The sequence below is a fragment of the Sphingomonas sp. NBWT7 genome (genome assembly GCF_014217605.1).
Classification (GTDB): Bacteria; Pseudomonadota; Alphaproteobacteria; order Sphingomonadales; family Sphingomonadaceae; genus Sphingomonas.
Genome location: NZ_CP043639.1, coordinates 2,051,916 through 2,073,399 on the forward strand (window position 1 = coordinate 2,051,916; position 21,484 = coordinate 2,073,399).

Here is a 21,484-nt window from a genome sequence, read left to right on the forward strand (position 1 = left end):
GCCACATGAGCCGCTGGGATAACATCTGTTATGGAGAGTCGGAAGATGCCTGAGGCGTATATCGTCGAAGCGGTTCGGACGGCCGGGGGACGGCGCGGCGGCAAGCTCGCGGGCGTTCATCCGGTCGATCTGGCGGCCAGCGTGCTGGATGCCGTCATCGAGCGGTCGGGGCTGCCCGGCGATGCGGTCGACGACGTCGTGATGGGCTGCGTCAGCCAGGGCGGCGAGCAGGCCGGCCAGGTCGGGCGCAACGCCGTTCTCGCGTCGAAGAAACTCGCGCAGTCGACCCCGGCGGTGACGATCGATCGTCAGTGCGGTTCGTCGCAGCAGGCGATCCAGTTCGCGGCGCAGGCAGTGATGTCGGGCACGCAGGACGTGGTGATCGCGGCCGGCGTGGAAAGCATGACACGCGTGCCGATGGGCTCGACCTACAAGCTGTTCTACGACGCGGGTCTCGGCAAGAACAAGTCGCCGGGGCTCGAGGATAAGTTCCCGGGGATCAACTTCAACCAGTTCGCCGGCGCCGAGATGATCGCCAAGAAATACGGCTACACGCGCGAGCAGCTCGACGAATATTCGCTGAATTCGCACCGCAAGGCGGTTGCGGCCACGCAGGGCGGCAAGTTTAAGGACGAGATCGTCCCCGTCGACGTCGAGACGACCGAGGGCAAGGACCAGCATACCAGCGACGAGGGCATCCGCTACGATGCGTCGGCCGAGGGCATGGCGGGCGTCAAGAAGCTGTCGGAAGAGGGCGTGCTGACCGCGGCCTCGTCGAGCCAGATCTGCGACGGCGCGAGCGCGGTGCTGATCGTCAGCGAGGAAGCGCTGAAGAAGTACAACCTTAAGCCGCTGGCGAAGATCGTCAACCTCACCGTCACCGCGGGTGATCCGGTGATCATGCTCGAGGAGCCGCTGTTCGCGACCGACAAGGCACTGAAGAAGGCCGGCCTCTCGATCGACGATATCGACCTCTACGAGGTGAACGAGGCGTTCGCGTCGGTGCCGGTCGCGTGGCTGCAGCACACCAAGGCCGATCCCAACAAGCTCAACGTCAACGGCGGCGCGATCGCACTCGGCCACCCGCTCGGCGCGTCGGGAACGAAGCTGATGGCGACGCTGGTGCACGAACTGAAGCGTCGCGGCGGCCGCTACGGCCTGCAGACGATGTGCGAGGGCGGCGGCGTCGCCAATGTCACGATCATCGAGAATTGCGACTGGCAGGGCGACGTCGCGCAAGCGGCAGAATAAGCGCCCCGCTACCGTTCGCCGTCATCCCGCGATCTGGCCGGATGACGGCGGGCGGCTGCTCCACTCTTTCATTTTGGGCGCCGCGTCGCGCCGAACATCATCCGTGAACGCCGGACGAAGCTGGCGTTCCTATCGGGAGGGGATTTACCGCATGAAGCTCGACAATAATATTTCCGCCGTCGTCACTGGTGGCGCATCCGGCCTCGGTGCCGCCACCGCACGCCTGCTCGCCTCGAAGGGCGTCAAGGTCGCGATCTTTGACCTTCAGGAGGAGAAGGGCGAGGCGATGGCCAAGGAACTCGGCGGCGTGTTCTGCAAGGTCAACGTGACCGATGAGGCGTCGGTCGACGCCGGCTTCGCCAAGGCGCGCGAGGCGATCGGGCAGGAGCGTATTCTGGTCAATTGCGCGGGCACCGGCAATGCGGTGAAGACCGCCAGCCGCAGCAAGGAAGACGGCTCGATCAAGCACTTCCCGCTCGACGCGTTCAACTGGATCATCCAGATCAACCTCGTCGGCACGTTCCGCTGCATCGCCAAGTCGGCGGCGGGCATGATGACGCTCGATCCTCTCGAGGACGGTGATCGCGGCGCGATCGTCAACACTGCGAGCGTCGCGGCCGAGGACGGCCAGATCGGCCAGGCGGCCTATTCCGCGTCGAAGGGCGGTGTCGTCGGCATGACGCTGCCGATCGCGCGCGACCTGATGAGCGAGGGCATCCGCGTCAACACGATCCTGCCCGGCATCTTCAACACGCCGCTGCTCGCCGCCGCGCCGCAGAACGTGAAGGACGCGCTATCCGCGTCGGTGCCGTTCCCCAAGCGCCTCGGCAACCCGGAAGAATATGCCGCACTCGCCACGCTGATGATCGAGAATGGCTATTTCAACGGCGAGGACGTCCGCCTCGACGGTGCGATCCGCATGGCGCCGCGGTGAGCCGCTGGGCGGCAGCGCGCATGTTGCGCGCTGGCTCGCCCAAGGCCGGCCAGCGCGGCGCCAAGCGCCGCGTCTGACGTCACGGGACTCGCTCCCGTGACGGCCACGCCGCCGACACGTCGAATTACGTCACGCCGGGCTCGTCCCGGCGTCGACATTTCAGCGGTAATATATTCGCAGATACTATCGCCAGCGATCCCGTTCGGGGGTCCGGCCTAGCCAGGATGACAGCCGATGCCTCGCCCCGCGCCGTGGCGCCTCGATCCCGCGTCCTATCCGAAGCACGAAACGAAGCAGACGCGCTTCCAAGATCTCGACACGATGGGGCATCTCAACAACGTCGCCTACGCGTCGTTGTTCGAAGATGCGCGCGTTAGGATGAACCAGGCGCTCGGTCGCGTCTCGCGCGGCAAGATGGCGGAAGGATCATTCCGCGCGGTCGTCGCGCGTAACGAGATCAATTATCTTGCCGAGGGCAACTTTCCCGAAGACGTCGAGATCGCGCTGGGGATCGGGAAGATCGGCAACCGCAGCTTCGAGATGCTGTCGGCCGCGTTCCAGTCTGGAGCATGCATCGCCACATGCGACACCACGATCGTGATGACCGATCCGAAGGGTATCGGGCTTCCGGACGATTTCGTGACGCGCCTGAAAGCCGTTCAGGTCCGCGGCGTGTAGCCCCCGCGCCGGGCGCTTGCCCGGCGCAGAGTTCTATCGATCAACGCTGGCCGCGCAGCGTGCCGAGCGTGGCGAGGCCGAGTACGCCGACCAGCGCCGCCGTGGCCCACGGGCGCTCCTTGGCAAACGCCTTCGCCTTGCCGACGACCTGCGGCTGGCCGTCGACGCCCGGTGCGGTCGCCTTCTGGAACGCCCCCTTCACCTGATCCACGATCCCACTCGCCTGCAGCGAACGATCGCCGGTCGCCGCGCCCGCGGTCTCCTTCACCTTGCCGCTGACGTTGTTAAGATCACCGATTACCGCGTCGACCATGGTTCGAACTCCTAGTTGTTGAGACAGGTGCGCAAACCAATGACCGACGAAATAGTGCCGTATCGTGCCTCAATCGGCGAATACGGCCGCGCGCTTCTCCATGTTGGCGCGCACCGCCTCGACCTGATTGGGGGAACGCATCAGCTTGATCTGCTCGTCGCTCTCCGCCTGCAGCATCGTCGCGGTATCGCCATCCGCCATCAGGTTGATCAGCCGCTTCGACGCCTTGACCGCGTCGGGGTTACGCCCGGCGATCTCGCGCGCCAGCTCGAACGCCGCGGCACGCGGATCCTCCGCCAGCCGCGTGACGAAGCCGTAACGCTCGGCATCGACCGCGGTGAACTCGCGCGCGCTGTAGGTCAGGTCGCGCAGCACGTCGTCGCGCACCAGCGTCCGCCACAACGCCAGCCCGGCCATGTCGGGCACCAACCCCCAATAGGTCTCGCGGATCGACATCCGCGTCGCGGGATGGGCGATGCGCACACATGCGCCCGACATGATCTGGAAACCACCGCCAAGCGCTACGCCGTGGACCGCGGCGATCACCGGCATCGGCAGCGCGCGCCACCCCCACGCGACGTTCTGCGCAGTATTGGCGACACCGTGGCTGCGCGCGCCCAGATCGTTGCCCGAACCACCGCCCGCCATCGACGCCATGTCGAGCCCCGCGCAGAACGCGCGCCCGTCGCCTGAAAGGACGGCGACGCGCACGTCCTTCATGCCGGCCAGCTTCTCGATCGCGCCGTTGATCCCGGCGAACATCGCGGGATCCAAGGCATTCATCTTGTCGGTCCGGATCAGTCGCACATCGGCGATGCCGTTCTCCACCGTGATCGTAACGCGCTCGTCCATGTCCGCCTCTCGCTCGAAAGTGATACGATCGACTTAGATCAGGCAACGACAGGCATCAATGCCGCTGATGCTGCGGCGTTGCGCTGGCACGGGGCTGGTGTAGATCGCTCTGCCATGAATATCGACGCAGCATTGGCGGGGTTGCCGGGGCTCAAGGACGTGCGCTTCGGCGGCCACGGCTCGCGGCTCGGCATCGGCTACCATGCGCATGGTGACGATTGGGTCGAGCTCGCTTTGCCCTACGCCGCCGACATGATCGGGGACGAAGACAGCGGCGTCATCGCCTCGGGGCCGATCTTCGCCCTGATGGATATCGCCACCAGTTTGGCGACGATGCGCAAGCTCGGCGGCTTCGTGCCGCACGCCACGCTCGATCTGCGGCTCGACTATCTGCGCCCAGCGCGACCGGGCCACACCGTCATCGGTCACGGCGAAAGCTTCGCGATCAAGCGCTCGATCGCCTTCGTCCGCGGCTACGCACACGATGGCGATCCTGCCGACCCGATCGCGCACGTCAGCGGGACGTTCATGTTCCTCGATGGCGCCGGCGCGGGAGCGGGCGCATGAAGCTGCCGCCCTATGCCGAGCTCCTCGGCGCGACGCTCGAATGGGAGAACGGGCTGCCGGTTCTCGCCATGCCGTTCAGCCATGCCGTGCTCGGCCGCCCAGGCTTCGTCCAAGGCGGGGCGATCACCGGGCTGATCGAGGTCGCCGCGATCGCCGCATTGCGCCACCAGCTAGCCGGAGAGGGGGGTGGGCGCATCAAGCCGATCAACGTCACCGTCGACTTCATGCGCGGCGGTCGCGAGCGCGTCACACGCGCGGCCGGCACGGTGACGCGGCTCGGTACGCGGATCGCCAATGTCGAGGCGATCGCGTGGCAGGACGATCGCACCAAGCCGATCGCCGCTGCCCGCATGAACTACCTCATCGTGCGGGGGTAAGCTTGATCAGCCGCCCCTGCGATCCCTGCGCGCCGTCCTCGAGCACGTAGATCGCGCCCTCCGGCCCCTGCTCCACCTCGCGGATGCGCGCGCCCATGTCCCACTGATCGCCCTTGGTCGCCTGCGTGCCGTTCAAGTCCACGCGCACCAGCGCCTTGGACGACAGGCCACCGATGAACGCGTCGCCCTTCCACTGCGGGAACAGATTGCCCGAATAGATCATCAGCCCACCGGGCGAGATCACCGGGTTCCACGATACCTTCGGCGCTTCGAACCCGTCCCCCGGCGCGTGATCAGGGATCGGCCGGCCGTCATAGTGATCGCCGTTCGACACCTTGGGATAGCCGTAGTTTCTACCGGGCTGGATGAGGTTGACCTCGTCGCCGCCCTTTGGCCCCATCTCCTGCTCCCACAGATTGCCCGACGCGTCGAACGCGATTCCCAGCAGGTTACGATGCCCGTAGCTCCAGACTGCCGGGTGGAACCCCTGCGCGGCGAGCGGATTGCCCGGCGCCGGTTTGCCGTCAAGCGTCAGCCGTAGCACCTTGCCAAGCGTCGCTTTGGGATTCTGCGCGGGATCGAACTTCTGCCGCTCGCCATTGGTGAAGAACAGATATCTGCCGTCGGGCGAGAAGGCGATGCGGCCCGAGTAATGCCCGTTCCCCTCGACGAACGGCGTCGCCCGGAACAGCACCTCGATCTGCCGTAGTTTCTCGGCGCCGGCCGACGTGTCGAGAACACCGCGCGCCAGCACCACGCCTTTGCCGCCTTCGCCCGCGCTCGACCAGCTGAGGTAAACGTGCCTCGTCGTCGCAAAATCGGGCGCGAGCATGACGTCCATCAGTCCGCCCTGCCCCGCGCTGTCGACCGGTAGCGTCGCGACGGTCGTACGGCTTTTGCCGTCGACGCTCACCAGCAGCAGGCGACCGTCCTTTTCCGTTACCAACATCCGCTGATCGGGGAGGAAGGTCATCGCCCACGGCGAATCGAAGTCGGCGACCGGGGTGATTGTGAACGGCACGCCGGCGCTCGACTGAGGAGGCGATTGCGGCGCTGCGGAGCACGCCGTGGCGACGACCATGCTGGCGATGAAAATAGAACGGATCACGGTAGCTCCTGCAACGATCATGCAGGCTATACCGGCGGACTGTGAAGCGGTTCCGCTTCGCGGGGCGACACGGCAGTCAGCGACAATATGTAACAGTGTCAGTCGAGGTCTCTGGCGGCGTGCGGTTCTTCCGCCTCTCGCCCGATCAATGTCGCGCGCAATGACGACGCGACTACCCTGGCTACCTACCGCAACTTCCCAGCCTGAGCCCGCTCAGTAAGGCCAATCTCAAACACAAACGACAGCGCCCAAAAGAAAAGGGAGGCCGGCGAACCGACCTCCCCAATCCTTCAGCCGAAAGGCCGTCGACCTTACTGGCCCGAACCCGGACCGTAGGTGACTTCCACGCGACGGTTCTGCACTTCGCGCACACCGTCGGCCGTGTCGACACGCGGGCGGCTTTCGCCGAACGCCTCGGTCGAGATGACCCCGTCCGGGATCGCCTTCGACGTGAGGTAGCCCTTCACCGCGTCTGCACGACGCTGCGAGAGACCGACGTTGTACGAAGCGGCACCCGAACGGTCGGCGTGACCGGCCAGCATGACCTGCGCGTTGCCGCACGACTGGTACTGCGTGACGGCGTTGTCGAGGATCGACGCTGCTTCCGGCGTGATGTCCGACTTGTCCCACTCGAAGAACACGATGAACGGACCCGGCGAGCAGACCACTTCCGGCGCCGGCGGCGGCGGCGGGGGGGGAGGCGGCGGCGGCGGCGGCGGCGGCGGCGGCGGTGCAGCCGGCTCGCCGAAGTTGTAGGTCAGACCGCCCAGGATGCTGTGCGACCGGAAACGACCCTCGAACTGACGGTTCAGGAAGTCGACCGTCTTGACGTTGTCCGCGTTGAAGAAGCGATACTTCAGCGTCACGTCGACGTTGTCGGTCAACGGCGCACGGATGCCCGCAAGGCCCTGCCAAGCGAACACGGTGTCCGAATCGTCGAGGAAGCTGCCACGCTGGTTCAGCGCGATGCGCGTCTTGACGCGAGCGACACCGGCACCACCGCCGACGAAGCCCTGCAGGCCGTCGTCGTCACCGAAGTCGAGCAGGCCGTTGACCATGAAGCTGAGCGCGGTCGAGCGACCACCCGCCAGCGGATAGGTGCCGGCTGCGACGTTGCGCGTGCCGGTGGCGAAGTTCGCCGGGGTCACCAGGTTCGACGTGTAGCTGTCGACGTCGGCCGACTTGTAGGCAACTTCGGCCTCGAGGCGGAAGCCGCCGAAGTCGTAGCCCACGATGCCGTCGGCATCCCAGCCATAGTCGTGATCGACGGTCGCAGCACCGCCTGCAGCGCCATTGGCGATGTCATAATCGATGTCTTCGACGATCATGCCACCGAACTCGGCGCCAACATACCACGCGTTGTCGCGGGCGAGTGCTGGCGAGGCGAGTGCGGTGGAGGCGAGTGCCATAATTACGGCAAGCTTCCGCATCTTATTCCCCTTTCAAAAGTGTCACTACGGACAGTGCAAACCCACTATCGAAAGGGAGGTTTCCACGCAAGTTGACAAAAGCCGGAACTGTTGCCGAACTGACACAGTATCACGGGGCGACCAGCCCGTGACTGCGCAGCGCGGAAAGGATCGCGAGAACTGCCGCCCGCGCCTCGCGATCCACCGTTCCACCACCGGACGGATCGACAATCGCCGACCCCCGTGGACCGACAACCTGATGATTTCCGACGAAGAACGCCTCTGCGCAGATCCGTCCGATCTGCCAGACACCGGCGACGCGAGTGGCTGTCATCCCGTCCAGCTGTCGCACCGTCATGCCGTCGCATGCCGCCATGAAGCGCCAGCCGCCCGCCGTCCAAACGGCCAGGGCGTCTGGATGGCCGGACCATTCGCCGACGGGATCCATACCCGTTACCCAGCTGTCGCCCGCCGCCGACTCGCTTGGTGGGACATCCACGCCGATCCCGCGAACTACCGGCTGCGCGAGGATCTCGAGCAACGTGATCGCCTCATTGTGGTCGAGTTCCTTCTGCGCCTGGCTGGCGTGGAGCAACGGCAGGCCGAACCTTGCGGTGCGCTCTTCACTCATGTGTTTCTCCCTGAACGATGATCGTCGCGGCGGCCGACACGCCGTACGTTCCGATCTGGCTGACGTGGACCGGCGTGGCGCCGCTTACGAAGGCGGCGTTCGGCAGGTCGCACCACGGAACCGCCGTCTCGATCGCAGCGTCACTGTCGCCGATAATGATGCGATAGGCCTCGCGTTCTTCGCCGAGCGCCGCCTCCACGCCGTCACGCCAGCGCCAATCGGTTCGGCTGCGACGGCGCCATGTCAGCCGCACCGTTCCATTGTCGTGCCGCCCCGCCCTCAGGTGGACCGGCGGCAGCGGCAGCATCGCCGCACCGGCGATCACCAGATCGCGCTCGACGGCTATCACGTCGCCCACCCCACGCGCCGCGACGCGCAGCTGTGTCTCAGGCGCCGCATCGAGCGGCACGCGCAGCAGCCCGTCGCCGTCGACCGTGACGAAGCGCGCGCCGCTCGCCGCACCCGCGGCACGCGTGCCGCCGCGCCCGCGCCACAGCTCGTGTAGGCGCCACGTCCGCGCATCGATCTGCCGGGCCGCGCCGAATTGCAGCAGCTCGTCGCCGATCAGCGCGAGATTCGCGCCCTGGTCGAGCGCAGTCGCGTCGGCATTCAGCAGCGCCATGCCATCGTGCGCCAGCACGACGTCGATCACCGACGCGCGATCGACCAGAAGCGACGAGCCCGCGCTGAGCGGTGTCAGCAGCGATCCCATCGCCGCCCCACCGAACGCGGTGCCCGCCGCGATCCACGTTGCTCCCGTATCGCGGCTGTACTCGATCGCCGCCCGCCGCCACCCCGCCGCGCTGCCGCCCGCGACGATCGTCACGCTCGGCTGCGACGTGACCGTTCCATCGCCGACGCCGATCGTCTCGAACGCGTGGAGGATCGTCGTGCCGGCGGGATCGTCGGGCGCACGAACGATCCGTCCGCTGCTCGCCGGTATCGCGATCGGTGCGGGTTCGAGCGGGACGAACGACAGCGCCACCTCGTGCCGCTCGAGCGTTGCTGAAACGATCCGCCACGTTCCGCTCTCACCCGCGATCGTCACGATCCGGCCAGGCCCGAGGTGCAACGCCGACAGATCGGTACGCACCTCGCGCACCGTTCGCGTCGTCAGCGCCCGCGCCAGAATCCCCTCCGCCACCGCCCGCGCCGCACCGGCATCGAGCGCGAGCGGCGCCTCGACGCTCGACGTCGCGCCCCCGGCGCCGGATCGCACGGCATGCTGTACCCCGGTCTGCCAGTCGCGCGCCGGATCGTAATGCGCCACCGATACCGTTCGGGGAACCTGCCCGATCGGTACGATCCGCCGCTGCCCGCCCTCGGCGTCGATGACGTGATCCGCCGCCCCCGACGCGCGCATTTCCACACCATCTGCACGCGGCACGAACCAGCCGCCCGCCACATGGGCCAGCAGTTCGGCCACGCCGCGCGCGTCGTCGCCGTAGGCGGAAAAGCCGTCCACCGGCATCGTCGGTCCGGTTCCTACGATCGTATCGCCGCCGATCGCCCGCGCAATCGCGCCGATCGTCGGCGCGGAAGGATCGGCGACGACTTCGAACGTCAGCGACGGGATGCGATTACCGAAACTCTCGAGCGGCAAATCCTCGAACACGGCATAGGCGACGCCGCGATGCGCCGGCGTCGCCCCGATCCCTTCGGCGCTCGCGACCAGCGGATCGACCGGCTGATCCTCTCCGCCCTGGTGGAGGCGAAAGATCACCGGCACCTTCCAGTCCCCGGCTGCGCCGCGCAGCAGGTTGCCGTCGGCCCAGATCCGCCCGACCGCCGCGATCGGACGCGACGCTAGGGCAACGGCGAAGGACGCGGAATAGCTGTACGTCGTCGTGCTCGGCCGCCCTTTCCCGCCTCCCTGCCGCGTGCGATGCTCGACGAGGTCGGTCGACCAGATCACCTGCCCCGCAACACGCAGCCGGCCGAACAGCTGCGGGATCGGCCGGCCGTAGCTCGACGTCTGCACCGCGAGCTCGGTCAGCCGCGGCCCCTCTCGTCCCTTCGGCTTGAACAGCAGCGTTCGATCGAGAGACTGCCCGATCGCGCCACCCAGCGCCGCGCCGATGGGTCCGCCGACGATCCCGCCGACGGTCGTCAGTACAAGAGTCGCCATCGCTTCAGCCTCCCAACCCGTCCCCGCGCAGCCGCCACGCCGCGATCACCGGCCACGGCGGCGAGCCCGGCCGCTCCACCACGCGGTGCAGGGCGATGTCGGCGTGGACGAACCCCGCTGCGGTGCGCACCGCCAGATGCACTTGTCCCGCCGCCGTCCGCATCACGATCACGTCGCCCGGCACGGCGCCGTCCGCCGCTGCCAGTCCGTCCCAGCTCGCGGCGTACCGCGCCACGTCGCCCGTCCGCAGCGGATATCCCTCGGGCGACGGCCCGGCATGGCCCCCCGCACGCAGCGCCAGCAGCGCGACGCCGACGCAGTCGAGCCCGGTCGCCGGATCGCGCCCGTGCAACCGGAAGCGCGCGCCGATTGCCCTGCACGCCGCCGCCGCTGCGCGCTCGCCGGGCGTCATGCGCCGGGGTATCGCGTCAGCAGGTCGATCCCCGGCAGATACGGCTCGCCGCGGAAGTTCGCCGCATTGGCGAAACGCGCCGCGCACGTCGCGATCGTCTTGTCACACCCCTCGCGCAACTCGATCGGCGTACCGGCGGCGGCCGCGACGTGCGGCGGCAGGCGCAGCGCCAGCGTGCGGCCGCTCGACTGCGCGATGCCATCCTCCAATCCGCAGCCGGCACCGCCCAGCCAGCGCAGCGATCCGCCGCCATAGGCATCGGGCGACGGCTCGTCGCGATCGACCGTCACGGTGCGTCCCTCGACCGATACGACGCGCGCGTAGCGCCGGCGCCCCGCCATCGGCACGCGGCAGCGCGCGTCGCCAAGGCTTGCACGGCACCCTGCGCTCGTCGCCTCGCTCACCGGCCTATCGAGCGCCTCCGCCATGCCCAGCAACTCGGCGCCGAACCCCGCCTCGCCGATCTCGACCGCGCCGATGGTGCCGCTGCTGATCCACGTCAGCGCATCCTGCGCGTCCCAGTCGACCGCAGACACGGTCACCCGCGCGCCGTCCCACCGCCCGGCAAGAAGATCGCGCGCCGTCAGCCCGTCCGCGGTCAGCGCGCCGCGCGCCTCCATCGTCACCGCGTCGAGCCCGTCGCCGCGCTCGATCGCCGACGGTGTCATCCCCGGCGCCGCGCGATAGGTCTGCCCGGCGATGACGAGGTCGCGGTCGTGGTCGGTTACCCCGATCGTCACCCCGTCGCGCCGCGCGATCAGCCAAGCAGCGCGATCGTGCTCAGCCGGTCGCTCATGCCTCGCGCACCTCGATCAGCGGAACCGACGCCGCGCTCCCCGCCCGGAACGTCGCGCGCGCGACGGTCAGTCGATCCTCGGCGAAGCGCACCGGTACGTCGAACGCGAACGACGCCGCGATCGCCGCCCCGGCTGCCGGCGCAGCATCGAACACGATCATGCCGAGCGGCTGGAGCGTGAAGGCCTGAACCTCGACGCCATCGACGTACACGCGCACGCTGCCCGCCACCGGGCGCGTGATCCGCCGCGTCGCGGCGCCGTAATGTTTCACCAGCGCGAAGCTGCGCGTCACGCCGTCCCCGACGCCGATCGCCTGGTCCTCGCCCGCGGCGTCGAACGGATCGCGCAGACGAAACCCGCGCGCCGGCCCCATGCGCGCGCGAAAGAAAGCGAGCAGCGCCGCCACGTCGGTCTCGCTGCGCACGCCGGGCCCCGCATCGTAATGCGTGCGCGCGCCGGCCCAGCCCGCGTTGCGGCTCTCCCGTCCGCCAGCGCTCGTAACGATCGCGGTCGAAAATTCAGGTGCCACCTCGGCCTCGCGACCCAGGTCGAGCGGAAACAGCACGTCGTCGAAAGCGTCCACCTCATCCTCCCCGTCGGCGTCCCAGTGGACGAAGCCATCGCGCATCACCTGCGGCAGCGCCCATACATGCACGTGCCGCACCCCACGCGCGCGCGCCGTCATCGCCGCAGCGTCGATCGGCGCCCATTGCGCTTTCTCTTCGGGCCGCAGCACGAAGCCCGAGAAATAGTCCTGCCGCTCGGGCGGATAGCCGAGCCGCGCCTGCGCCAGCGCCACCCCGGTCACGGTCGACGCCGTGTCGCCTGCCGTCACCCAGTCGTAATCCTCGAGCTGGAGGATATCGAACGCCGGGCTCGCCCAGCCGAGCGGCATGTTCATCCGTTTCGCCTCGGGCGCCCGCGCATCGAGGATTGTCGGCAAATACGCGAGCAGCAACGTCTCGCACGCCGGATGGTCAATGCGCACCGCCGCACACAGCGCCGCCGTCGACGCCGCTAACATCGCGCCCGCGGCGTCCAGCGTGGCGCGCTGCGCCGCGGTCAGCGAACCGTGCACGCTCGGCAACGCCACCGGCGCGAAGGCGGCGCGCGCCGCCGCATCGTACACCACGGCCGCCCATCCGCTTTCACCCACCACCACGGCTCGCCGACCTGGAACCTCGGCGCGAGCCCCGCCGCCGCGCCGATGCCCACGAACGCGCGCGCCACGTCCTGGAGATACGCCATTGCCACACCGTTGGCGGGCGACAGCAGCGTCGACGGCGGCACCCAGCCGGTCAGCGCCGGCGCGCCATCGGCATCGCGCTGCTTCCAGTCTTCGGGGCAGTGCGCGTCGAACAGCTCGTACGACAGTGACCAGACGATCTCGTAGCCGACACTCCGCGCCTCGGCCGCGAAGCTGCGATGCCACGCCGCGCAGGCAACGTTGAGCGGATCGGCCCCCACCGTCACCAGCAGGTCGGTACCGAGCCGAAAATAGTGGCTCATCCCGACATAGTGGGCGATCGCCCCGCGATAGCCGAGGTGGAGCACATTGCGCATCAGGCGCGCCGGCGTCAGGTGATAGCTATCGTCATAACCGCCGGCGATCTTCAGCCCGTGCTCGGGCAGCATCGCGTCGCCGATCGCGATCACCGCGCCCGATCCCTCGCAGCGGATCACGCTCATCTCCGCCCAGCCCTCCGCCGGCGCGTCGAGCGGCGCGTCGCTCTCGTCGTAGCCGGTCGCGACGAGCGAGACGAACATCCGGTCGACATCGCCCGCCCACACCGGATCGGCCTCGCCCGGCAGCAGGAACCCGCCGGTCACGTCCGCAAAGTCGATCGTGACGACCGCGTCCTCGGGCGATCCCGCGGCGTAGTTCCACAACCGCACGTACCACGCGCGGGCCGCGCCGCTCGCGTCACGCCCCTCTATCGTCAGCACCGGGCCGTGGATCGCGTCGAGCGCGCGCACCCCCGCCGATCGCCAGCGGAACGACAGGCGGCAGCGGCGGAAATCGCGCGCCGTCGCGTAGGCGAGCAGTGGATGATCGTGGCGATCCTCCGCCTCCCAGATCAGGCCAGCGAGATCGTCGCGGCGATAGAAGACGCAGTCGACCCGCAGCGCGTCGGGCGCCGTCGTCGTGACTGCCGCCATCATCGGCCGCGGGAAGTTGACCGTCCAGAACCGCGGGTCGAACCGCTGGATGACGTCCGCCTGGTGATGCGGCTGGCGCTCGGCAACGAGGCAGTGGCCCATCACTCGATCCCCGCCAGCGCGGCCTTCACCGCGCGCGCCACCTGCCGGCTCGATCGCGCGAGCGCGGCCGGCGCGGCGTCGCTCGCCGCGTTGACGGTGATGCTCACGCGCACGTCGCGCCCGCCGCTTCCGCCCGCCGTGGTAGGCACGACCGTCCCGCTTGCCGTCGGCACGAACAACTCGGGGCCGCGCTCGCCGACCCAGAACGGCCGCCCCGGCGATACCGGCCCGCCCGTCGCCCGCCCCGGCGATCCCAGCATGCCGATCAGCGCGCCGAGCAATCCGCCCCCACCCGCCGACGCACCGGTGCGCGCGCCGCCCAGAAAGCTGTCGATCCCCGACCGCAGCGCGCTGGCGGCGATCTCGTTCATCGCAGCGAGCGCTACGCCCTTGAGATCGTCGAACCCCAGCTTGCCGGTGCGCACCGCGCGCGCCAGCGCCGTCTCGATCGCACGGCCGGCGCGGTCCGCCCCCGCCTCCAGCGGGCCTTCGAGCGCCGCGCGCATCGCGCCCACCTCGCGCGCGAAGCCCGTCGTATCGGCGCGCACGCGCACCAGCATCGCGTTCACCTCATCCTCCATCGGGATATGCCTCCTTCAGCCGCGCGATCGTCGCCGCATCGGGCGGCACGTGATCGTCGCTTCCTGAGCCGGTGATCGCTGTCACCACCGCGGCGAACTCCGCCGGCGTCGCCTGCCAGAAGGTGTCGGGCGACCAGCCGAACACTGCGCCTGCCGCCCCCGCCAGTCGCCCGGCGCGCGCCGCGAAGGTCGCGGGCGCCGTGCTCGCGATGCTCATCGCCCCGCCAATATCTGCCCCAGCAGCATCCGCAGCGCGGGCATCCCCGCCGTCAGCCCGCCGGTCGTCACCGCCTCGCCCAGCATCTCGCGCGTCAGCGCCGCCGGCCGCTCGCGCAGGCAGTGCCAGAACAGCGCCACCAGCTCGCTCAGCGCCAGCCGTCCCTCCGCCACGCGCTCGACCAGCGCGAACAGCGGCCCGAGCTCGCGCTCGGCCGCCACCAGCGCGGCGAAGCTCGGCCGCAGCACCAGCGTCTCGCCTGCGACGCGGATCGACGCCTCGCCCCGCACGGCGTTGGCGATCGCCTCGCTCGGCGCGCTCATGCCGCCACCACCGCGCCGGAACTCTCCAGGCTTACCGTGTAGTTGCGTTCGCCGTTGAAATCGCCGGCATAGTCGAGCCGCGTCACCAGGAAGCGCCCCGTCAGCATCTCGCCGCCCTCGAACGTCAGTCGGTAATCGTCGATCGTGCCGGCCAGCGCGTTGCTCTTCACCCGCGTCTCGGCGACCGATCCGGTGAAAACGCCCGCCGCCGATACGCTGACGCTGCGCACGCCGGCGCCCGACAACAGGTCGCGCCACCCGCCCGATCCCTTGTGGGTGACGACCACCGCCTCGCCGTTGATGCTGAGCTGCGTCGTGCGCATCCCCGCCACCGTCGCGAACGCCGGCGGGCTTGCGCCGTCGCCGATCTTGAGCAGGAACGCCGATCCCTTCTCCACCGCCATGCCTATTCCTCTCTGTAAATTTTCACCGCAAACTCGCGCGTCGCGGTCCAGCGCTCGCCGCCGCCGCTCTTCACCGTGCGTCCGCCGACGAAGCGCAGCGCAACGATCCGCCAGCCATCGGCGATCGGCCCGTCGAGCGCGCTCACCCCCGCCACCGCGGCATCGGCCAGCGCGCGCAGCCGCACCGGCCGCTCGCCCGCATCGTGCAGCACGATCCGCACCCGCCCCTCGCGACCGTCGATCCCCGCCCCGCCCCATCGGCCGAGCACCGGTTCCTCGACCACCGCATGCGGCACAGCGGCGCGCACCGGCGGCGCGTCGAACGTCGTCACGATCGGCTGAACCGCCGCGACGATCGCCGCCTGCAGCGCCGCGCTCATTGGCGCGCCTCCATCGTCAGCCGCATCCGCCGATAGGGCCGCCACAGCGCCGCCACCGCCGCGGGCGGCTGGCCTCGTCGGCGGTGGCGCCGACCAGCGCGATCCGCGCGCCCGGCACCGTCCGCGCAACGTGGTTGACCCATTCCGATCCCGCGCGCGTCTTGCCGAAGCCGCGCCCCGCGCGGATCAACCAGATGCGCCACGCCGCGTCGCTCCAATGCTGGCCGCGATGCGCATATTCGTCCCATCGCGTCAGCAGCTCGGCCGCCGTCCCGGCAGGCAGCGCCTCGATGATCGCGTCGCGCCGGCCGTGCGGCAGCGACGCGAGCTCCTGCAACGGCGTCACGCCGGCTTTACCCGCCGCGCCAGCCCGTCGAGCGCCCGGCGCAGCGCCGCATCGGCCTCGGCGCGTGTCACCACCCCCTTGCCCTTCGCCCCCGCCTTGCGCCCCTCGCCCGCCGCGCGATGCCGCGTCAGCATGCCCACCGCGAATTGCAGATCGGCATGACTGACGCAGCGCTGCGCCACCGCGAAGGCAATGCTGCCCTTCACCTCGTCGGGGCTGATCGCGGCGGGATCGCCCGCGCCATGGCCGATCCGCTCCAGCGCATAGTCGAGCAGCGCCGCCTCCAGCCGATCGTAGCCGATCCCCAACGCCGCATCCCACGACGCGGCGAAGCCGGCATCCTGCGCGCGCCAGCGGTAGCAGGTCGATGCCGCGACCCCCGCCGCCCGTGCCGCCGCGGATACGTTGCACGTCTCTGCCAGGATCGCCGCGAACTTCGCCTGCCGCGTGCCCGTACGCGCGAACACGCCCACCTCGGCCCCCGCCGCCGCCTTCCGCATCGCGCCCCCCCCTGCCATCGATCGCGGCCGCCCCAACGCAAAGCGGGCCGGGAGCAGCAGGGTCACCCCCGCGCTCACCAGCCCGCCACCGCAGCTACGATTTCTCTATGTTCCTGTTTTGTACTCAAACAGCGTCGCGCTGTCAAGCGCTTTGTGCTGCGTCCCCGCCGCACGCTTTTGAAAGTAACGGCGATACGTTCCGGAGCTCGCCAAACGACGAAGCCGGCCCCCCGGCCTCCGTAACCGAAGGCAGGGCGAGCCGGCTCGCCGTCGCATCAAACATGCGCGCGGTCAGACGTGGATCGGCTTGCCCCGCACCGCCATCGCCGCTTCCTTGATCGCTTCCGAATGCGTCGGGTGCGCGTGGCAGGTATAGGCGATATCCTCGCTCGTCGCGCCGAACTCCATCGCCTGCGCCGCCTGCGCGATCATCGTCCCCGCCGGCACCGCGATCGCCCACACGCCGACGACGCGGTCGGTCTTCGCGTCGGCGATGATCTTCACGAAGCCGTCGGGCTCGTGATTGGTCTTGGCGCGGCTGTTGCCCAGCATCGGGAACTTGCCGACCTTGACCTCGCCCTTCTCCTTCGCCGCCTCCTCGGTCAGCCCGACGCCCGCGATCTCCGGCCAGGTGTAGACGACCGACGGGATGATATCGTGGTTCACGATGCCGTGCTGCCCGGCGATGTTCTCCGCCACCGCGATGCCCTCGTCCTCGGCCTTGTGCGCCAGCATCGGGCCGGGGATGACGTCACCGATCGCCCACACGCCGGCAACCGACGTACGGAAATCGTGGTCGGTCTCGATCTGCCCGCGGTTGTTCGGCGCAAGACCGATCTTATCCAGCCCCAGCCCGTCGATATTGGGCCGCCGCCCGATCGACACCAGCACGCAGTCCGCCTCGATCGTCGCCGCTTCGCCGCCCGTCGCCGGCTCGACCGTCAGCGTCGCCTTGTCGCCGTTCACCGCGACATTGGTCACCTTGGTCGACAGCTTGAACTCGATCCCCTGCTTCTTGAAAATCTTGTTGGCTTCCTTGCGGATATCACCGTCGAAGCCCGGCAGGATCTGATCGAGGAACTCGACGCACGTCACCTTGGCGCCCAGCCGCCGCCACACCGAGCCGAGCTCGAGCCCGATCACGCCGCCGCCGATCACCACCATATGCTCGGGCACCTTGGCGAGCTCGAGCGCGCCGGTCGAATCGACCACCACCTGCTGGTCGATCGTCACGCCGGGCAGCGGCGTCACGCTCGAGCCCGTCGCGATGACGATGTTCTTGGCACGCACCGTTTCGCCGCCGACCGTCACGGTATTCGCGCTCTCGAACGCGGCCTTCCCCTTCAGCCACGTCACCTTGTTCTTCTTGAACAGATATTCGATTCCCCCGGTCAGCCCCTTCACCGCCTCGCGGCGCTGGCCGTGCATCGCGTCGAGATCGAGCTCCGGGGTAACCTTGATCCCCATCTTCGCCATCGCGCCGTTCGCCGCCGCGTCGAAATATTCGCTCGCGTGCAGCATCGCCTTCGACGGGATGCAGCCGACGTTGAGGCACGTGCCGCCCAGCGTCTCGCGGCTCTCCGCGCACGCCGTCTTCAGCCCCAGCTGCGCCGCCCGGATCGCCGCGACATAGCCGCCCGGACCGGCACCGATCACGAGAACGTCATAGTCGAATTCGTCAGCCATCGGGTACACTCGCCTCTGGATATAGGGAACCGGCTGCGACATAGACCCTCATGACGGGGGTGCAACCCCGCGAGGCATGAGGAGAGCGGCGATGGACCTGAACTGGAGCCCCGAGGAGCAAGCGTTCGAAACCGAGGTCCGCGATTTCCTCGCCACCAGCCTCACGCCCGATCTGAAGCGTGCGGGCCAGCTCTCGACCAGCGTCTACGCCGATCACCACGCCAGCATGAAATGGCAGGAAATCCTCGTCGCCAAGGGCTGGGCCGCGCCGCACTGGGCGCCCGAGCACGGCGGCACCGACTGGACCGTCGCGCAGCATTACATCTGGAACCGCGAGCGCATCGCCGCCGGCGCCCCCGGCCTCTCCCCGATGGGCATTTCGATGGTGGCGTACGTCATCATGAAATACGGCACGGTCGAACAGCAGCGCTTCTTCCTCCCGCTCATCCTCTCGGGCGAAATCTTCTTCTGCCAAGGCTATTCCGAGCCCGGCTCGGGCAGCGACCTCGCGAGCCTGCAAACCAGCGCGGTCGAGGACGGCGACGACCTCATCGTCAACGGCCAGAAGGTGTGGACCACCCACGCCAACGAGGCGAACTGGATCTTCGCGCTGGTGCGAACCTCGAAGGAAGGCCGCCCGCAGCAGGGCATCACCTTCCTTCTCATCGACATGACGACGCCCGGCGTCGAGGTCCGCCCCTTCACCATGTCGTCGGGCGAGCAGATCCAGAACGCCGTCTTCTTCACCGACGTGCGCGTGCCCAAGGCGAACGTGATGGGCGAGATCGACCGCGGCTGGAGCGTCGCCAAATATCTCCTCGAATTCGAACGCGGCGGTAACGCCTATGCCCCGGCACTGAAGGCACGCGCCGACGCCATCGCGCGTCATGCCGCCGAGACGATCGGCAGCGATGGCGAGCCGCTGCTCGACGATCCCGTCTTCGCCGCCAAGCTCGCCCGCGCGCGCATCCGCGCCGACGTGCTCGAGATCATGGAGCTTCGCCTGCTCTCCGCCGCTGACGGCGACGGCAGCGTCGGCGCACTGTCGTCGATGATGAAGATCATGGGCACCGAACTCGCCGGCACGCTCACTGAATTGTCGATGGAGGCCGCCGGCGACCGCGGCCTCGTCTATCAGCCGCACGCCACCATGCCCGGCGGCCCCGTCCCGCGCCACACGCCGCCCGCCGACGGCTACGTCTCGGGCGAAACCTGGCACGCGCTCGCCCCCCTGCGCTACATGAACGAGCGCGCCGGCCCGATCTACGCCGGCTCGAACGAGATCCAGCGCAACATCATCGCGAAACAGGTGCTGGGGCTGTAAGCCATACGCAAGGCTCGCTTACGCCACAGTGCCGACCCTTGGGCGGCGGCCAAGTATTTCGCCCCCCGGGAACGCAGGTTTGGCCTACGCTAGGGCGGGCGCGGCTGATGCCCGCCCGATCTCAAGCTCGACTACGTCTGTCACTTTGACGATCCGAATATCGGCTGACGACCGATCAGGAACAAAGAATAGATCTCGGATAGGCATCGGGCGGCGTATGCAACGCGTGCTACCCCAACCCAACAAGAGGGACGAATGACCGCCTTCGAAGCGCTGTTCGCTTTCTATGGATTGCTGCTCGGCTTGGCGATCGCGGCCGTAGTATCTGGTTTCGGCGAACAGTGGCGACGGCGGCACTTGCGACCGATCGGATGGCTCGCCCCATTACTTGGCGCGTACGTTTTATTGGCCGCAACGCGCCAGTGGCAGAATTTCTATGCCGCGCGCGACGCTCTTACCATGACGCCGGCGACGTTGTTCACATGCCTTGCGATGGCCTTGCCGTACACCTTCGTCGCACAGGTCATGTTTCCCGCGGCCGATGATGCAGTCGTCGATGGAGATACCCACTATCTGGCGGATCGCCGCATCCTTCTCGGCGTGCTGATGGTTCCGCCGGCGGTCAGCCTTGCTTTCAACCTGGTCACCAATCCATCGTTTCTCGCCAAGGATGCCGTGAGTGACATTCTCGCGCAGCCCGCACCCTTGATTATCCTCGCGGCCCTTATTCCATGGCGTCAGCGCGCGTGGCAGATCGCGGGTTTGCTAGCGCTTATCGTGAACCGCCTCGTGGTGATCATCATCTGAACGCGATCTGCTTCGCGACGAATGGCGTCTGACCTGCCGATCCCGGCCGAACCCTCCGCTAGAACAACCGCCCCCCATCCGGCACGCCCTTCATCGGCGCCGCCAGCAGCACCTTTCCCGCCGCGTCGGGAAAGCCGAGCGTCAGCACCTCGCTCATCACCGGGCCGATCTGCCGCGGCGGAAAGTTCACCACCGCCATCACCTGCTGCCCGACGAGATCCTCGCCCGCATGATTCTCGGTGATCTGCGCCGAGGACTTCTTGCGCCCGATCACCGGGCCGAAATCGATCAGCAGCTTGAGCGCCGGCTTGCGCGCCTCGGGAAAGGGCTCGGCCGACACGATCGTGCCGACGCGGATGTCGATCTTCAGGAAATCGTCGAAGCCGATCGTCTCGGCCGCCGCCGCACCGGCCTCATGGTTGACGTGCATCGCTCAGAAATCCGGGTTCTCGTAATAGGCCGGCGGCTCGATCCCGCTCATCCGCTCGCCGAGCAGCGGGCGGAAGCTGCGCCGGCTCTTGAACGCCGAATACCACGCCTTGGCATGGCCGTGCCCGGTCCAGTCGATCCCGCCGAGATAGTCCGCCACCGAGATGTGCGCCGCCGCGGCGAGATCGGCGAGGCTGATCGTCGCCCCGGCCATCCATTTGCGATGGTCGAGCAGGAAATCGATGTAATCGAGGTGGCCGATCGCCGATTTCATCGCCTCGCGCAGCCGCGCGGCGTTGGGCGACTGGCGGTGGATCAGCCGCTTCACCATCCGCTCCTCGAGCAGCGGGCCGCTCACATCGCGGTAGAATTGCGTGTCGAACCAGGTGACGAGCCGGCGGATCTCGGCACGATTCGCCGCCGATCCGTTGATCATCGCGTTACGGTCGACCGTCTCCTCGAAATACTCGCAGATCGCCATCGAATCGATCAGCGTCGTGCCGCGCTCGGCATCGACCATCACCGGCGTCTGCCCCGCCGGATTGAGGTCGACGAACTCGTCGCGCCGCGCCCAGGGCACCTCGCGGATCAGCTCGTAGCCGATGTCCTTCTCGCCCAGCAGGATGCGCACCTTGCGGGTGAACGGGCATAGCGGGAAGTGATAGAGCTGCCACATGGCGTCATCGTTAGGCGCGCGCGCGCCATCGCGAAAGCCGCTTTGGCGACTGCCGGGCTCGCCGTGGCGCTCACGCCCGGAATCGCGCTATG

At 68.3% G+C, this 21,484-nt stretch carries 25 protein-coding genes and 1 pseudogene; 7 read left to right on the forward strand and 19 right to left on the reverse strand.

Translation table 11 applies throughout. The features are described from left to right. Positions 1–45 precede the first annotated feature (45 nt). The 3 genes from F1C10_RS10105 (at position 46) to F1C10_RS10115 (ending at position 2,863) form a co-directional block, all read left to right on the forward strand. The gene (locus F1C10_RS10105; protein ID WP_185205885.1) at positions 46–1,251 is read left to right on the forward strand and encodes an acetyl-CoA C-acetyltransferase; all 1,206 of its coding nucleotides are present in this window, start codon (positions 46–48) and stop codon (positions 1,249–1,251) included. A gap of 151 nt (positions 1,252–1,402) precedes the next feature. Continuing rightward, on the forward strand, positions 1,403–2,185 hold the full coding sequence (locus tag F1C10_RS10110; protein WP_085808960.1) for an SDR family NAD(P)-dependent oxidoreductase: 783 nt from the start codon (positions 1,403–1,405) through the stop codon (positions 2,183–2,185). A 234-nt stretch (positions 2,186–2,419) separates the two neighbouring features. After that, the gene (locus F1C10_RS10115) at positions 2,420–2,863 is read left to right on the forward strand and encodes a thioesterase family protein (protein ID WP_185205887.1); all 444 of its coding nucleotides are present in this window, start codon (positions 2,420–2,422) and stop codon (positions 2,861–2,863) included. 40 nt (positions 2,864–2,903) lie between these two features. Here the strand turns inward: F1C10_RS10115 and F1C10_RS10120 are convergent, their stop codons facing one another. Further along, on the reverse strand, positions 2,904–3,176 hold the full coding sequence (locus F1C10_RS10120; RefSeq protein ID WP_185205889.1) for a CsbD family protein: 273 nt from the start codon (positions 3,174–3,176) through the stop codon (positions 2,904–2,906). 69 nt (positions 3,177–3,245) lie between these two features. After that, positions 3,246–4,028 (reverse strand): crotonase/enoyl-CoA hydratase family protein, encoded by a 783-nt coding sequence (locus tag F1C10_RS10125; protein ID WP_185205891.1) that lies wholly within the window; start codon positions 4,026–4,028, stop codon positions 3,246–3,248. 114 nt (positions 4,029–4,142) lie between these two features. On the opposite strand from F1C10_RS10125, the gene F1C10_RS10130 reads away from it, so the two are divergent. Together F1C10_RS10130 and F1C10_RS10135 are read left to right on the forward strand one after the other, a co-directional pair. Then, positions 4,143–4,595, forward strand: coding sequence for a PaaI family thioesterase (locus F1C10_RS10130; RefSeq protein ID WP_185205893.1), 453 nt, complete (start codon positions 4,143–4,145; stop codon positions 4,593–4,595). Beyond that, on the forward strand, positions 4,592–4,972 hold the full coding sequence (locus F1C10_RS10135) for a PaaI family thioesterase (RefSeq protein WP_185205895.1): 381 nt from the start codon (positions 4,592–4,594) through the stop codon (positions 4,970–4,972). The genes F1C10_RS10130 and F1C10_RS10135 overlap by 4 nt, the downstream gene beginning before the upstream one ends. On the opposite strand, the gene F1C10_RS10140 is transcribed toward F1C10_RS10135, so the two are convergent. From F1C10_RS10140 to lpdA, 15 genes and pseudogenes are all read right to left on the reverse strand, one after another. Continuing rightward, the gene (locus F1C10_RS10140; protein ID WP_219729811.1) at positions 4,956–6,053 is read right to left on the reverse strand and encodes a PQQ-dependent sugar dehydrogenase; all 1,098 of its coding nucleotides are present in this window, start codon (positions 6,051–6,053) and stop codon (positions 4,956–4,958) included. The genes F1C10_RS10135 and F1C10_RS10140 overlap by 17 nt on opposite strands. 338 nt (positions 6,054–6,391) lie before the next feature. Further along, on the reverse strand, positions 6,392–7,510 hold the full coding sequence (locus F1C10_RS10145; protein WP_185205899.1) for an OmpA family protein: 1,119 nt from the start codon (positions 7,508–7,510) through the stop codon (positions 6,392–6,394). A gap of 109 nt (positions 7,511–7,619) precedes the next feature. Continuing rightward, a complete protein-coding gene (locus tag F1C10_RS10150) occupies positions 7,620–8,120 on the reverse strand; it encodes a DUF2793 domain-containing protein (RefSeq protein ID WP_185205901.1) in 501 nt (166 codons plus the stop codon). Further along, on the reverse strand, positions 8,113–10,248 hold the full coding sequence (locus F1C10_RS10155; protein ID WP_185205903.1) for a phage tail protein: 2,136 nt from the start codon (positions 10,246–10,248) through the stop codon (positions 8,113–8,115). Before F1C10_RS10155 ends, F1C10_RS10150 begins: the two co-directional genes overlap by 8 nt. Before the next feature lie 4 nt (positions 10,249–10,252). Next, entirely contained in the window at positions 10,253–10,660 is a 408-nt protein-coding gene (locus F1C10_RS10160; protein WP_185205905.1) for a peptidoglycan endopeptidase, read from the reverse strand. Next, positions 10,657–11,400: a DUF2163 domain-containing protein gene (locus tag F1C10_RS10165; RefSeq protein ID WP_258042837.1), complete on the reverse strand. Its 744-nt coding sequence runs from the start codon at positions 11,398–11,400 to the stop codon at positions 10,657–10,659. The genes F1C10_RS10160 and F1C10_RS10165 overlap by 4 nt, the downstream gene beginning before the upstream one ends. 52 nt (positions 11,401–11,452) lie before the next feature. Continuing rightward, positions 11,453–13,719: pseudogene (locus F1C10_RS10170) on the reverse strand (TIGR02217 family protein). Further along, positions 13,719–14,300 carry a tail tape measure protein gene (locus F1C10_RS10175; protein ID WP_185205906.1) on the reverse strand — a complete coding sequence of 194 codons (582 nt, stop codon included), beginning with the start codon at positions 14,298–14,300 and terminating at the stop codon, positions 13,719–13,721. The pseudogene F1C10_RS10170 and the gene F1C10_RS10175 overlap by 1 nt, the downstream one beginning before the upstream one ends. Then, the gene (locus tag F1C10_RS10180; protein WP_185205908.1) at positions 14,290–14,517 is read right to left on the reverse strand and encodes a phage tail assembly chaperone; all 228 of its coding nucleotides are present in this window, start codon (positions 14,515–14,517) and stop codon (positions 14,290–14,292) included. Before F1C10_RS10180 ends, F1C10_RS10175 begins: the two co-directional genes overlap by 11 nt. Further along, positions 14,514–14,840 (reverse strand): gene transfer agent family protein, encoded by a 327-nt coding sequence (locus F1C10_RS10185; RefSeq protein WP_185205910.1) that lies wholly within the window; start codon positions 14,838–14,840, stop codon positions 14,514–14,516. The genes F1C10_RS10180 and F1C10_RS10185 overlap by 4 nt, the downstream gene beginning before the upstream one ends. Beyond that, a complete protein-coding gene (locus tag F1C10_RS10190; RefSeq protein ID WP_185205912.1) occupies positions 14,837–15,244 on the reverse strand; it encodes a phage major tail protein, TP901-1 family in 408 nt (135 codons plus the stop codon). The genes F1C10_RS10185 and F1C10_RS10190 overlap by 4 nt, the downstream gene beginning before the upstream one ends. Positions 15,245–15,246: 2 nt before the next feature. Beyond that, entirely contained in the window at positions 15,247–15,624 is a 378-nt protein-coding gene (locus F1C10_RS10195; RefSeq protein ID WP_185205913.1) for a DUF3168 domain-containing protein, read from the reverse strand. Positions 15,625–15,640: 16 nt separating this feature from the next. Continuing rightward, positions 15,641–15,970: a hypothetical protein gene (locus tag F1C10_RS16915; protein ID WP_374939348.1), complete on the reverse strand. Its 330-nt coding sequence runs from the start codon at positions 15,968–15,970 to the stop codon at positions 15,641–15,643. Next, positions 15,967–16,470: a hypothetical protein gene (locus tag F1C10_RS10205; protein WP_185205915.1), complete on the reverse strand. Its 504-nt coding sequence runs from the start codon at positions 16,468–16,470 to the stop codon at positions 15,967–15,969. Before F1C10_RS10205 ends, F1C10_RS16915 begins: the two co-directional genes overlap by 4 nt. Before the next feature lie 291 nt (positions 16,471–16,761). Next, complete coding sequence (gene lpdA / locus F1C10_RS10210; protein WP_185205917.1) at positions 16,762–18,156, reverse strand: dihydrolipoyl dehydrogenase; 1,395 nt, start codon at positions 18,154–18,156, stop codon at positions 16,762–16,764. Positions 18,157–18,247: 91 nt separating this feature from the next. On the opposite strand from lpdA, the gene F1C10_RS10215 reads away from it, so the two are divergent. Both F1C10_RS10215 and F1C10_RS10220 read left to right on the forward strand, forming a co-directional pair. After that, positions 18,248–19,480 carry an acyl-CoA dehydrogenase family protein gene (locus F1C10_RS10215; protein ID WP_185205919.1) on the forward strand — a complete coding sequence of 411 codons (1,233 nt, stop codon included), beginning with the start codon at positions 18,248–18,250 and terminating at the stop codon, positions 19,478–19,480. 255 nt (positions 19,481–19,735) lie between these two features. After that, positions 19,736–20,287 (forward strand): hypothetical protein, encoded by a 552-nt coding sequence (locus F1C10_RS10220; RefSeq protein ID WP_185205921.1) that lies wholly within the window; start codon positions 19,736–19,738, stop codon positions 20,285–20,287. A 58-nt stretch (positions 20,288–20,345) separates the two neighbouring features. Here the strand turns inward: F1C10_RS10220 and F1C10_RS10225 are convergent, their stop codons facing one another. Both F1C10_RS10225 and F1C10_RS10230 read right to left on the reverse strand, forming a co-directional pair. Continuing rightward, on the reverse strand, positions 20,346–20,717 hold the full coding sequence (locus F1C10_RS10225) for a tRNA-binding protein (RefSeq protein ID WP_185205923.1): 372 nt from the start codon (positions 20,715–20,717) through the stop codon (positions 20,346–20,348). A gap of 3 nt (positions 20,718–20,720) precedes the next feature. Continuing rightward, complete coding sequence (locus F1C10_RS10230) at positions 20,721–21,392, reverse strand: glutathione S-transferase family protein (protein WP_185205925.1); 672 nt, start codon at positions 21,390–21,392, stop codon at positions 20,721–20,723. Between the last annotated feature and the right edge of the window lie 92 nt (positions 21,393–21,484).